The organism is Bradyrhizobium sp. SZCCHNS3002 (genome assembly GCF_032377435.1).
Classification (GTDB): Bacteria; Pseudomonadota; Alphaproteobacteria; order Rhizobiales; family Xanthobacteraceae; genus Bradyrhizobium.
In genome coordinates this window covers 46,686-59,710 of the sequence record NZ_JAUHHY010000024.1, presented here as the reverse complement: position 1 = coordinate 59,710, position 13,025 = coordinate 46,686, and the positions used below count along the sequence as shown (strand labels likewise).

Annotated in this window: 11 protein-coding genes and 1 riboswitch; of the genes, 3 read left to right on the top strand and 8 right to left on the bottom strand. The window is 66.3% G+C overall.

Annotated elements, in window-relative coordinates; translation table 11 throughout:
* Positions 1 to 4: 4 nt before the first annotated feature.
* Together QW845_RS32415 and QW845_RS32410 are read right to left on the bottom strand one after the other, a co-directional pair.
* Complete coding sequence (locus QW845_RS32415) at positions 5 to 298, bottom strand: hypothetical protein (RefSeq protein WP_315805576.1); 294 nt, start codon at positions 296 to 298, stop codon at positions 5 to 7.
* Positions 298 to 1,155: an SDR family NAD(P)-dependent oxidoreductase gene (locus QW845_RS32410; protein ID WP_315805575.1), complete on the bottom strand. Its 858-nt coding sequence runs from the start codon at positions 1,153 to 1,155 to the stop codon at positions 298 to 300. Before QW845_RS32410 ends, QW845_RS32415 begins: the two co-directional genes overlap by 1 nt.
* Positions 1,156 to 1,695: 540 nt before the next feature.
* Here QW845_RS32410 and QW845_RS32405 point away from each other — a divergent pair.
* The 3 genes from QW845_RS32405 (at position 1,696) to QW845_RS32395 (ending at position 6,060) form a co-directional block, all read left to right on the top strand.
* Complete coding sequence (locus QW845_RS32405; protein WP_315805574.1) at positions 1,696 to 2,808, top strand: DUF2336 domain-containing protein; 1,113 nt, start codon at positions 1,696 to 1,698, stop codon at positions 2,806 to 2,808.
* A gap of 208 nt (positions 2,809 to 3,016) precedes the next feature.
* Positions 3,017 to 3,235, top strand: a riboswitch (cobalamin riboswitch).
* Between the two features lie 110 nt (positions 3,236 to 3,345).
* The gene (locus tag QW845_RS32400; protein ID WP_315805573.1) at positions 3,346 to 5,406 is read left to right on the top strand and encodes a TonB-dependent receptor domain-containing protein; all 2,061 of its coding nucleotides are present in this window, start codon (positions 3,346 to 3,348) and stop codon (positions 5,404 to 5,406) included.
* A 75-nt stretch (positions 5,407 to 5,481) separates the two neighbouring features.
* Complete coding sequence (locus tag QW845_RS32395; RefSeq protein WP_315805572.1) at positions 5,482 to 6,060, top strand: hypothetical protein; 579 nt, start codon at positions 5,482 to 5,484, stop codon at positions 6,058 to 6,060.
* Positions 6,061 to 6,376: 316 nt separating this feature from the next.
* Here the strand turns inward: QW845_RS32395 and ilvC are convergent, their stop codons facing one another.
* The 6 genes from ilvC to QW845_RS32365 form a co-directional block, all read right to left on the bottom strand.
* Entirely contained in the window at positions 6,377 to 7,396 is a 1,020-nt protein-coding gene (ilvC, locus tag QW845_RS32390) for a ketol-acid reductoisomerase (protein WP_315713342.1), read from the bottom strand.
* Positions 7,397 to 7,546: 150 nt separating this feature from the next.
* The gene (locus QW845_RS32385) at positions 7,547 to 8,149 is read right to left on the bottom strand and encodes a LysE family translocator (protein ID WP_315805571.1); all 603 of its coding nucleotides are present in this window, start codon (positions 8,147 to 8,149) and stop codon (positions 7,547 to 7,549) included.
* A gap of 271 nt (positions 8,150 to 8,420) precedes the next feature.
* Positions 8,421 to 9,110, bottom strand: a complete 690-nt coding sequence (locus QW845_RS32380) for a class I SAM-dependent methyltransferase (RefSeq protein WP_315805570.1) — start codon at positions 9,108 to 9,110, stop codon at positions 8,421 to 8,423.
* A 3-nt stretch (positions 9,111 to 9,113) separates the two neighbouring features.
* On the bottom strand, positions 9,114 to 9,656 hold the full coding sequence (gene ilvN / locus QW845_RS32375) for an acetolactate synthase small subunit (RefSeq protein WP_315805569.1): 543 nt from the start codon (positions 9,654 to 9,656) through the stop codon (positions 9,114 to 9,116).
* Positions 9,657 to 9,832: 176 nt separating this feature from the next.
* Positions 9,833 to 10,816 (bottom strand): threonine dehydratase, encoded by a 984-nt coding sequence (locus tag QW845_RS32370; protein WP_315805568.1) that lies wholly within the window; start codon positions 10,814 to 10,816, stop codon positions 9,833 to 9,835.
* 266 nt (positions 10,817 to 11,082) lie between these two features.
* Positions 11,083 to 12,852 (bottom strand): acetolactate synthase 3 large subunit, encoded by a 1,770-nt coding sequence (locus tag QW845_RS32365; RefSeq protein ID WP_315805567.1) that lies wholly within the window; start codon positions 12,850 to 12,852, stop codon positions 11,083 to 11,085.
* Positions 12,853 to 13,025 lie beyond the last annotated feature (173 nt).

Below are 13,025 nucleotides of genomic sequence, written 5' to 3'. Positions count from 1 at the left end.
AAGCTCAGGAGTCGCCCTGCGGCGTTGCTGCCGCGTCCGACGCCGTGACCGGATCGTCGATCAGGTGAAACGCGCGCCCGAGCCGGCGCTGCACGCTCATCACGGCGCGGTCGACGTCGCTGATCAGGCTGTCGCCGAGAACGACGTGCGGGATCTCCCAGTTGCGGCCGCTGCGCACGTCGAGCGCATGAACCGCCGGCACGCGCGCGGTCTCGCAGCCCGGCTGCGCGCGAAGGTCCTCCTCGACCAGGCGGGTCAGCTCCGCCTGGGTCTTGCCGATGGTCGTCATCGCCGGCATCAGGGCCTGGTCGCGGGCATCAGGCCGAGCCGCTTGGCGATGATGCGATCGACGGTCCGTTTCGGAAGCACCCGCACGATCCATTGCCTCATGGCGTCGGGCGCGATCTCGTAGCGCACCTTGGGCGCCGGCAAGGTCAAGGCGTCGGCCACCCGCGCGGCGATGGTCTCGGCCGGCAGCCCGGACTTGCCGAGATTCAGCATGAAGGCGCGGATCTTCTGCAACGCCGGGAAGAACGGCGAGGCCTGATACGGCGACAGGTCGACCTCGTCGGCCTTGGCCCAGATCGGCGTCTTCACCGCGCCTGGCGCGATGACGATGACGTCGATGCCGAACAGCATCAGCTCACGGCGCAGGCTCTCGGACAGCCCTTCGATCGCATGCTTTGAGGTCGAATACGGCGCCAACAGCGGGTTGCCATTGCGCCCGGCCACCGAGCTGACCATCACGATCCGGCCCCGCTCCCCTTTCATGGCGGGATCCGCTCCGAGCAGCGGCGCGAACGCCTGGGTCGCGATCACCGGGCCGATGACGTTGACCTCCATCTGATGGCGGAACTGCGCGATCGGCAGCTCCGTCACCGGCCCCGCGACGGCGATGCCGGCATTGTTGACCAGGCCGGCGAGCGCCTCGCCGGCGAGAGCCGCCCGCACCTCCTCCGCGGCCGCCTTCACCGCCGCCTCGTCGGTCACGTCGAACAGCAGCGGCGTGAAGTTGGCGCCGAGCTCGCTGCGCAGACGGTCTGCATCGGCCTGCTTGCGAACGCTGCCGAACACGCGAAAGCCGCGCGCGAGCAGGTGCTTCGAACAGGCGAACCCGATGCCGGTGGATGCGCCGGTGATGACGACGGATTTCATGGGGACCTCAACGATTTGCGCGGCGATTATCGCACGGGATGCGGCAAGATGCTGGCGCTGATTTTTCGCGTGAGGTCATCACCCGCCGAGCCTGCCCCGGAACAACGGAATACGGCACGCAACGCACGGCGCGTCGGCAAAACGGCCGCGGCAAGAATGGGATTTAAGTTTCAATGCTTGGGAGGATGAGAGCTGACGTGAGATCGAGGGCAGCGACCAAACTGGATGAAGGAAGGTTTGTGACCTTATGAGATCGTTAACCTTTCCGCCTCGCTCGCCTGTCTTCGCCGGGTCTGCAAGGAGGTGATCGCACCTCATTCCATCGATTGTCCGGCGAATCTCCGAAAGGCCGGGCTCCGGCCCGTCTTCCCCTCTATGCGTATCGTCTTAATTTTCCGTATCCGTGTTTCCCCGGAGTACTACGCCCTCCGCCCCTAACGCATTGTTATTTCCCGTGCCGAAAACTGCCCCGGCCGAAAGCCTTGCAGCGGATCACACGCGTTGCTGTCGCTCCGGCAATCCGGACCAACGGGCGCGATCGTGTCACAGCCAGAACAGCTTCCGCTTTCAGAAAACTCCATCATCACCGAACTCGAAGAGGCCGTCCGCAGCGGCTCCTCGGCGAAGCGCGTCAACACGCTGCGCCAGGTCACCAACCTGTTCCTGCATGACGGCGAACGCCTCAGCGAGGACCAGATCAAGGTGTTCGACAACGTGCTGTGCATGCTGGTCTCGCGGGTCGAGACCCGCGCGCGGGCCGAGCTCAGCAAGCATCTCGCGCCGGTCGACTATGCGCCCGTCGAATTGATCCAGCAGCTCGCCCGCGACGATGAAATCTCGGTGGCCGAGAACGTGCTGATGCACTCGAGCCGGCTCACCGAGCATACGCTGGTGGAGGTCGCGGCGACCAAGGGCCAGGATCACCTGATGGCGATCTCCAGCCGCCCGCATCTGACCGAGGCGGTGACCGACATCATCGTCGACCGCGGCGAGCGCCGGGTCATCCGCAAGCTTGCCAACAACCAGACCGCGCGCTTCTCCGAGACCGGCTATTCCGGGATGATGGCGCATGCCGAGGACGACGACGAATTGTCCGAGATCATCGGGCTGCGCATCGACCTGCCCACCAAGCATCTGCGCGACCTGCTGCGCCGCGCGACCGAAGCCGTGCGCGCCAAGTTGATGGCCTCGGCGCCGCCGGCGTTGCAGCAGGAGATCAAGAAGATCCTCAAGGCGATCGCCGACGTTGTGCGCAGCGACGGCGGCCTGATCGGGCGCGACTTCACGCTGGCCGAAGAGGCCGTCAAGCGCATGAAGGGGCTGAACGAGCTCAACGATTCCGCCATCGCCTTCTTCGCCGAGACGCGCCGCTTCGGCGAGGTGTCCGCCGCACTCGGCCTGCTCAACAACGTCCCGACCGAGATGATGGCCAAGGTGCTGGAGGGCCCGCGCACCGACATCGTGCTGATCCCCTGCCGTGCCGCCGGGCTGGCCTGGTCGGTGGTGGCGAAGATCCTGACCCACCGGCCGATCAAGCACGCCATCGACAGCGACACGCTGAAGCTCGCGGAACGCGACTATTCCCGCCTGTCCCTCGACACCGCCCAGCGCACCCTGCGGTTCTGGATGGTGCACAACAAGGTCGAGAAGTAAGCGGCGCTCGCAAAAGCGATCCGCGCCGGAATTGATTCGCGCCTCACACCCCGCTGTCGTCCCTGCGAACGACAGCTGTGGGGCGTCGCGGGTGCCGGGTATCTCATGCCGAACGCGGCAGCCGAGAGAGTTCGCCACACGCAATCCACGCCAGCGCGTTATCGCCAGGAGATCACCGGGCGCCGGATTGACTTTGGTGCGCCCGCACTCCTACGGTGACGGCGACGGTGCCCCTCGACCGGGGCTCAATAGGGAATGCGGTGCCGGAGACGTCTCGCAAGGGACGTGACCGAAGGCCGCAGCTGCCCCCGCAACTGTAAGCGGCGAATCTCGCGTCAGAGGCCACTGGGAAATCTCGGTCCCGGGAAGGCGACGTGGAGGTGACGACCCGCGAGCCAGGAGACCTGCCGTCAGCCGTGGTCACACGCGAGGATGCCGGTCGGGGCGTTATTGGCATCGTTTTCAGGCAGGCCTGCAAAGGCGTGCATGAGACCTCGTTCGCGGTGACGTGCCACTGACGTCATGCCGAGGTCACTCGTGTCTCCCGTTCCCCATGCCAGGCGCCGTCGCGCCCTTCTGTCGTCGTTCTACCTCCTCTCGTCGTTCGCGCTGCTCGGTCCCTCCCCCGCAACGGCGCAGCAATCCGCCTCGCCCGATCTGCTGCCGCCGGTCGAGGTCGACCCGCCGCACCGGCCGATCGCTCCGAAACCGGCCATCCCCCGCAGAGCCGGCAACGCCGCGCATCAACAGATGCCGGCGGCAAAGCCGGAATCGCCGGCCAGCCCGCCCGTCGCGGTCAGCCCGGCCGGCATCGTGACGCCGGTCGCCAACGTCGCGAATGCGATCACGGTGGTGACCGACAAGGACATCGCCGCGCAGCAGGCCCGCACGGTGCCGGACATCCTGAGCACCGTCCCCGGATTGAACGTCGTGCAGGCCGGCGGCCCGGGCGGCCAGACCAACGTCTTCATGCGCGGCACCAATGCCAACCACACCAAGCTCATCATCGACGGCATCGACGTCGGCGACGTCACCAACAGCAACGGTGCGTTCGATTTCGCGCATCTGCTCGCCGCCGACATCCAGCAGCTCGAGGTGCTGCGCGGGCCGCAGAGCGGGCTGTACGGCTCCGATGCGATCGGCGGCGTGATCTCGGTGATCACGCGCAAGGGCGACGGCCCGGCGCGGGCGACCGCCTCGGTCGAGACCGGCTCGTTCAAGACCTTCAACCAGTCGGCCGGCGTCAGCGGCTCACAAAACAATGTCAACTACGCGGTCAACGTCGCGCATCTGCACGCCGGCGACGTGCCGGTGACGCCATGGCAACTGCTCCCGGCCGGGCAGAAGGCGATCGGCAACGCCTACGACAACGTGACCGCCTCGTCCAAGCTCGGCGTCGATCTCAACGAGGCCTGGACACTGAATTCGGTTGTCCGCTACACCGACGCCACCCTGCTGTTCACCGGCGACAGCGGCTTTCCCAGCGTTCCCGATGCGATCAGGAGCAAACACACCGTCCACCAGCTGGCAACGCGCCAGGAAGCCGTGTGGTCGCTGCTCGGGGGCCGCATCAGGAACTACTTCGGCGTCAACTACGTGAACAACTGGTCGTCCGATCTGACGGCCGGCAATCCCGTGGCCGCGGTCGCCACGGGGGAGCGCATCAAATATGACTGGCACGCGGTGACCGAACTGGCGCCGCACAACAATCTCGTCGTCGGGCTGGAGCAGCAGACCGAGCGGCTGAAAACAACCGATCTTTCCGCCGAGAACGGCAACAAGGCCGGCTTCGTCGAGCTGCAGACGGAGCTCGCCAAGCGCTGGTTCGTGGTGGCGAGCCTGCGCAACGACGTCAACGACCAGTTCGGCGGCCATGGCACCTACCGCATCGCGCCGGCGGTGATCCTGCCGCTCACCGAGACCAAGCTGAAGGCGAGCTACGGCACCGGCTTCAAGGCACCGACCTTGAGCCAGCTGCACCAGGATTTTCCGGCCTTCAACTTCTTCGCCAATCCGGACCTGAAGCCGGAAGAGAGCACCGGCTACGATGCCGGCTTCGAGCAGCCGCTGTTTTCGGATCGCATCCGCTTCGGCACGACCTACTTCCACAACAGCATCACCAACCTGATCAATTTCAACGCGACCTTCACCTCCTATGCCAATGTGGGCCTCGCGACCACCGAAGGCACCGAGAGCTTCGTGACGGCTGATCTCACCGATCGGATCTCGCTGCGCGCGGACTACACCTTCACCCGCGCAGTCGATGCGGCCACCGGTCAGCAGCTATTGCGACGGCCGAAGGAGAAATGGAGCGCAACCGCGATCTGGCTGCCGGTCGATGCGCTCAGCCTGTCGGCCACCGTGCTGAGGATCAGCGACTGGCTCGATGTCAGCCGCGACGGCATGACCACCGGCCTCGTCGCACCCGGCTACACGGTCGTCAACCTGCGCGGCGACTACGCGCTGTCCGACCAGGTCAAGCTGTTCGGCCGGATCGACAACCTCTTCAACCGTCACGCCCAGAACCCGACCGGATTCCTGGCGCCCGGCTTCGGCGCGTTCGGCGGCATCCGGGTGGCGAGCTTCGGCGTGCAGTGACGCTGCCGGCCAACTTCCCGGCGGCTGACAGAAGCTGCCGAAATGGACTACAATCGCAACAGAAGGAGATGTTCCATGACTCTCGACGTTCTCGCCCGATCTGGTTCCGAGGCTCGCCTCGCGCCCGTTCCGCAACGGCATGCCGCTGCGTTCTGCTTCGCGCTGCTGACAGCTGCCTGCGCGCTGGCGAGCTTCGTGTTCGCCTGCGCGACGCCGTTTGCGGCCTTCGCCGTGATCGCCGCCGCCATGCTGCCGCTGCGCATGGCGCTGCCGGTGATGCTCGGCGCCTGGCTGGTCAACCAGGGCATCGGCTTCGGCGCGCTGCATTATCCGGTGGATGCCAACACGCTGGCCTGGGGCGCGATGATCGGCGTTGCGGCGCTGGGTGCCACGCTCGTCGCCCGCATGGCGCTGGCGGCCTTGCGCACGGCACCAGCGCCGGCCGCGTTTGCCGTCGCGCTCCTCAGTGCCTACGCGGCCTATGAGCTGGTGCTGCTGGCCGCCACGCCCGCACTCGGCGGGGCCGCAAGCTTCGCGCTCCCGATCGTCGCCCGCCTCGGCCTGACCAGCGCCGCCTGGCTGGTCGGCCTCGTCGCGGTCAGTGAGATCGTCCGCCTGCTCACGCCGCTGGCTTCGCGGCACACGGCGTCCTGACCGAACCAGCATCAGCGGTTAGGCGCTCGTCGTCTTCCCGCCCACTGCCGTCGTCCCCGCGAACGCGGGGACCCATACCGCGTGATGTGAGTTGGCGGAAACGGTCTGGATCATCGTCCTTCGCAAAACAAAAGCCGGTGGTTATGGGTCCCTGCGTTCGCAGGGACGACAGCTGTGGGTGTTGCAAACGGCCGGGCTGAACCACGCTTCGCCGTCGCAGCCACGAAAAAGCCTCCGCCCGACAAGGACGGAGGCTTTTGATTGAGCCGATGGCGGGGACCGCGCTACCGCGGTCCCAACCGTCGAATATGACAGCTCAGTTCTTGCTCTTGTCGACCAGCGCGCCCTTCTTGATCCAGGGCATCATGTCGCGCAGGCGGGCACCGACTTCCTCGATCGGGTGCTGGGCAAGCTTGGCGCGGGTCGCCTTGAACGAGGTCTGGTTGACCTTGTTCTCCAGCATCCAGTCGCGCGCGAAGCGGCCGGACTGGATGTCGTCGAGCACGCGCTTCATCTCGGCCTTGGTCTCCGGCGTGATGATGCGCGGGCCGGTGACGTACTCGCCGTACTCGGCGGTGTTGGAGATCGAGTAGTTCATGTTGGCGATCCCGCCTTCATAGATCAGGTCGACGATCAGCTTGACCTCGTGGAGGCACTCGAAATAGGCCATCTCCGGCGCGTAGCCGGCCTCGGTCAGCGTCTCGTAGCCGGCCTTGATCAGTTCGACCAGGCCGCCGCACAGCACCGCCTGCTCGCCGAACAGGTCGGTCTCGCACTCTTCCTTGAAGGTCGTCTCGATGATGCCGGCGCGGCCGCCGCCGATCGCCGAGGCGTAGGACAGGCCGAGGTCATGGGCGTTGCCCGAGGAGTCCTTGGCGATCGCGATCAGGCAGGGCACGCCGCCGCCGCGCTGGTACTCGGAGCGGACGGTGTGGCCGGGGCCTTTCGGCGCGATCATCAGCACGTCGAGATCGGCGCGCGGGTCGAGCAGGTTGAAGTGGACGTTCAGGCCGTGGGCGAACACCAGTGCGGCGCCCTGCTTCATGTTGTCGTGCAGGTGCTCGCGGTAGATGTCGCCCTGCAGCTCGTCCGGGGTCAGCATCATCACGAGGTCGGCCCACTTCGCGGCCTCGGCGACTTCCATCACCTTGAAGCCGGCGCCTTCGGCCTTCTTGGCCGAGGCCGAGCCTTTGCGCAGCGCGATCGCGACGTCCTTGACGCCGGAATCCTTCAGGTTGAGCGCGTGGGCGTGGCCCTGGCTGCCATAGCCGACGATGACGACCTTCTTGCCCTTGATCAGGTTCAGATCGGCGTCGCGATCGTAGTAGACACGCATTGTCGTTTCCTCTTTGAGATGGCCGGAATTGGCTGAAAAGTCAGACGCTTGGGTGAGGCACGGGCGGCTGCGCCCGGACGAAATCCGGCCCGTGTCTAGAGCATTTTGGGTCCCGTTGGAAACCCCGATCTCGCATGGCGGCGGCGTCCTTCATGCGTCCATGAAGACGGGATAGAGCGAGGCAAGCAGCAGCGCGGCCATCAGGATGTTGAAGGCGCGGACCGCACGGTCGGAGCTCAGCAGCGGCCGCAGTGCGGTGCCGAACAGGGTCCAGGTGATGGTCGAGCCGATCGCCATCACGAAGCTGATCGCGACCTGCAGCCCGACATTGGCCGGAAAGCTGGCAATCGCGGCATAGGCGGTGATGGTGCTGATCACCATCACCCAGCCCTTGGCGTTGACCCACTGGAACAGCGCCGCGCCCCAGAACGACATCGGGCCGCGCGGCGTGGTGTCCTCAGGCTTGGTCGATCCGGACAAGGCGATCGCAACCGCCAGGTAGATCAGATAGGCCGCGCCGAGATATTTCAGAACGTCTTGCAGGACCGGGTAGCGGATGAACACCGTGGCCAGCCCGAAGCCGACCGCGCCGACCATGAAGGCGAAGCCGAAGCTGACGCCCATCATGTGCGGCACCGTGCGGCGGAAGCCATGGGTCACGCCCGACGACAGCAGCATGATGTTGTTCGGCCCCGGCGTGAACGCCATCACGAAGGCGAAGGTGACGAAGGCGATGAGGAGCTGCTGGGACATCAGGACGTTCTCGCCGCAAGCAAGCACTGACTTGCGGTCACCTGCGCATGGCGGCCGCGCCTGTCGCGGCGCGGGCAGTGCAACCTCGCCCCGCTTGCGGGGAGAGGTCGGATTGCATCGCCAGATGCAATCCGGGTGAGGGGGTACAGGTCTAACGGCGAACGCTCCCCGTGCGGCTGCCCCTCACCCCGACCCTCTCCCCGTAAGAACGGGGAGAGGGAGCGCACCGTCGCCTGCGCGAAAGTGAGACTCACCAATCTGCCGCTCATAGCTAGCCCTGCCCCGCCGGCTTCTGCAGCACGTAGGTCGCGTGCATCGGGGCGTGATAGTCGGCGGACACCGTGACGAAGCCGACCTCGGTCAGCATGCGCTCCATCACCCAGGCGAAGGTGGAGTTCTCGTCGCGCATGTGGGTGATGACGCTGTCGCGGGCGAGGTCGTGGTTCTTGATGTTGAAATCCGCCCATTGCTCAACCGAGCGCTCCGCGCCGTCGGGCATGGAGACATAGACGATGTCGCGCAGGAAGAACTGCGCGCCCGGCTTCAGCGCCGCGAAGATCCGTGCCAGCGCCACCGCCTTCCAGAAATCCGGCAGGTGGTGCAGCGTGAACTCGCTGGCGATCAGGTCATAGGTGGCAGGCTCATAGGCGAACGACAGCAGCCCCGCCGAATGCATCCGCACCGCGGTACGGCGGTCGCGGGTGTAGATCTTGGTCAGCGCCAGCATCGCCGGCGAGATGTCGATGGCGTCCACCACGGCCCCCATCAGCGCCGCTTCCGTCGCCAGCACGCCATTGCCGCAGCCGATGTCGGCCACCCGCCAGCCCGGCTTGACACCGAGCATCTTCAACGCGGCGCGCGCACGCTCGTCGGCATCGTCGCCCGAACCGTAGATCGAGGCCACGGCATGATCGAGACCGATCCGGTTGCGTTCGTTGTAGTACCAGTCGCGCGCCAGCATGGCTCACATCCCTTCCGGTCCCCGCCCGATCGCCGCAATGCCGGTCCTGGCGACTTCCACCAGGCCCAGCGGACGCATCAGATCGATGAATTGCGTGATCTTGTCGGTGTTGCCTGTGATCTCGAACACGAAGCTCTCGGTGGTGGCGTCGATCACGCGGGCGCGGAACGCATCCGCCAGCCGCAGCGCCTCGACGCGCGGCTCGCCGATGCCGCGCACCTTGACCATCGCCAGCTCGCGCTCGATCGCGCGTTTCGTCAGCGTCATGTCGACGACGCGATAGACCGGGATCATGCGGTCGAGCTGATGCTTGATCTGCTGGATCACCATCGGCGTGCCGGTCGTGACGATGGTGATGCGCGACAGGTGCTTCTGGCTCTCGGTCTCGGAGACGGTGAGGCTCTCGATGTTGTAGCCGCGCCCCGAGAACAGGCCGATGACCCGCGCCAGCACGCCGGGCTCGTTCTGCACCAGCACGGCAAGCGTGTGCGTTTCGTTCGGATCGTGGCGGTCTTCGATGAAATAGGCGGAGGCTGGCTGGTTCATTGGTGTCCCCTTAGAATTTCATCCGTCATGGCCGGGCTTGTCCCGGCCATCCACGTCGAGCGTCGCGCGTGCGGCATCGTGGATGCCCGGGCCTTCGCCGCGCCGAAGCGGCTTCGGCCGCGCAGGCGGGTCAAGCCCGGGCATGACGGCGGTATGTGGAGTGAGCGGAGTGCCCATTACGACAACTCCGCCATTTCTTCGGTTGCTGCCGGCAGCACCCAGCGCCTGAACAAATCGAGATCGATGTTGCCGCCGGTCAGCACCAGACCGACGCGCTTGCCGGCCAGCCTGCCCTTTTCCTGCAAGGCGGCTGCGAGCGACGCCGCACCAGCGCCTTCGGCGAGATTATGCGTGTCGGTCCACAGGATGCGCACGGCCTCGGCGATCTCGGCGTCGCTGACCTGCACGATCCGCGAGGCGCCTTTCAGGATGATCGCGAGCGCATCCGCATCCGGGCTGCGCGTGGCGAGACCATCGGCGTGGGTGTCGGCGCTGTTGGTCGTCACCACCGTCCGCGCGGCGAACGACAGCGCGTAGGACGGCGCCTCGGTCGACTGCACGCCGACGATCTCGGTCTTCAGGCCCAGGAGATCGCGCGCGAGGATGCAGCCGCAGATGCCGGAGCCCTGCCCGATCGAGACGTAAAGCACGTCGAGATCGGGGGCGCTGCGCAACAGCTCCAGCGCGTAGGTGGCGACACCGCGCACGAGATCGCGATGGAACGACGGCACCATGTGCAGGCCGTCGCGCGCAGCGTGACGCCCGGCTTCCTCGCGCGCCTCCTGGAAGTCGCTGCCATGCTCGATCAGCGCAGCGCCGAACGCCGCCATCGCGCGGTTCTTCTCGACCGAGTTGCCCCGGGGCACGTAGATCGTCACCGGCAGGCCGTTGCGGCGGCCGGCGAAGGCGATGCTCTGGCCATGATTGCCGCGCGTCGCGGTGATCAGGCCGCGGACATCGGGCTGCGTGCGCTTGAGGCTGTCGACATAGACCAGCCCGCCGCGCACCTTGAAGGCCCCGGCTGGGGTGTGGTTCTCGTGCTTGACGACGACGTGCGTCCCCAGCCGCTGCGCCAGCAACGGCCACGCATGCGCGGGCGTCGCCGGCACCGCGGCGGCGACGATGGCGTGGGCGGCTTCGAGCTCAGCGAGCGCGAACATGGAATTGCTCATTTGTCAGAAGCGGACAGCTCCAGGCGCCGCTGCGCTCCCTCTCCCCGTTCTTACGGGGAGAGGGTCGGGGTGAGGGGCAGACGCACGGGACTTGCGCGTGGTGAGACCTGTACCCCCTCACCCGGATCGCATCTGGCGATGCGATCCGACCTCTCAGCGCGAGCGAAGCTCGTCGCGCCCCCGCAAGCGGGGAGAGGTTGAGAGCCAGACTGCCGAACGCGCGTGCCATCACCGCACCATCACTCCTGTCGAACTCACACCAGCGCCTTGCCGCCGGCGAACGCCGCCGCCGGATCGGACGCTTCCGCCGGCAGGATCATCTCGTTGTGCGCCTTGCCCGACGGGATCATCGGGAAGCAGTTCTCCAGCGCCGCGACGCGGCAGTCGAACAGCACCGGCTTCTTGACCGAGATCATCTCCTTGATCGCGCCGTCGAGGTCGCCGGGCTTGCTGACCTGCAGACCAACGCCGCCATAGGCTTCGGCGAGCTTGACGAAGTCCGGCAGCGCCTCCGAGTAGGAATGCGACAGGCGGTTGCCGTGCAGCAGCTGCTGCCACTGGCGCACCATGCCCATGTACTGGTTGTTCAGGATGAAGATCTTGACCGGCAGCTCGTACTGCACGGCCGTCGACATCTCCTGCATCGTCATCTGCACCGAGGCGTCGCCGCCGATGTCGATGACCAGGCTGTCGGGATGCGCCACCTGCACGCCGATCGCCGCCGGCAGGCCGTAGCCCATGGTGCCGAGGCCGCCCGAGGTCATCCAGCGGTGCGGCTCCTCGAAGCCGTAGAACTGCGCCGCCCACATCTGGTGCTGGCCGACCTCGGTCGTGATGTAGGTATCGCGCCCGCGCGTCAGCTCGAACAGCCGCTGGATCGCATATTGCGGCATGATCACGTCGCGGTTCGGCTTGTAGGCCAGCGAGTTGCGCGCGCGCCAGACGGCGATCTCCTGCCACCACGACTTGATGTCCGGCTTCTTCGCCTCGGCCCTGAACACCTGCAGGATGTCGGCGAGCACATCGCCGCAATCGCCGATGATCGGCACGTCGACGCGGATGTTCTTGTTGATCGAGGACGGATCGATGTCGATGTGGATCTTCTTCGAGCCGGGCGAGAACGCATCGGTGCGCCCGGTGATGCGGTCATCGAAGCGCGCGCCGACGCACAGCATGACGTCGCAATCATGCATCGCCATGTTGGCCTCGTAGGTGCCGTGCATGCCGAGCATGCCAAGCCAGTTCTTGCCCGACGCCGGATAGGCGCCGAGCCCCATCAGGGTCGAGGTGATCGGGAAGCCCGTCACCTCGACCAGCTCGCGCAGCAGCTTCGAGGCTTCGGGGCCCGAATTGACGACGCCGCCGCCGGAATAGATCACCGGCCGCTTGGCCGAGGCCAGCAGCGCCACGGCCTTGCGGATCTGCATCGCGTCGCCCTTGACGCGCGGCGAATAGGACACGTGGACGTCCGACTTGCGCGGCGGATGATAGGTGCCGGTCGCGAACTGCACGTCCTTCGGCACGTCGACCACGACCGGGCCGGGACGGCCCGTGGTGGCGACGTAGAACGCCTCGTGCAGCACCTTGGCGAGGTCGTTGACATCGCGGACCAGCCAGTTGTGCTTGGTGCAGGGCCGGGTGATGCCGACCGTGTCGCATTCCTGGAACGCATCGTTGCCGATCAGGTGCGTCGGCACCTGGCCGGTGATGCAGACCAGGGGAATCGAATCCATCAGTGCGTCCGCCAGCGGCGTCACCATGTTGGTCGCGCCGGGGCCCGAGGTCACCAGCACGACGCCCGGCTTGCCGGTCGAGCGCGCATAGCCTTCGGCGGCGTGGCCGGCGCCCTGCTCGTGGCGGACCAGGATGTGCTGAACCTCGCTCTGCTGGAAGATCTCGTCATAGATCGGAAGCACCGCGCCGCCCGGATAGCCGAAGATGTGCTGCACGCCGTGGTCGATGAGCGCGCGCACGATCATCGCGGCGCCGGTCATCTGGTTCGGATCGTGGCTCTTGTCGGTCATGGTGGGCTCCGGATCGCTGGGTCTCAGCGGCTTGTCGTTTTGGTCGGTCGGTTCGGTCGGCTGGTTTTCTGTTGGTTCAGCGTGGTCGGGTCGCTTCGGGCAATAAAAAAGGGCCCTGGAAGGCCCTGCGCACCGCTCGGATCATGGATGGCCGCTAGCCATCCCCGGCGATG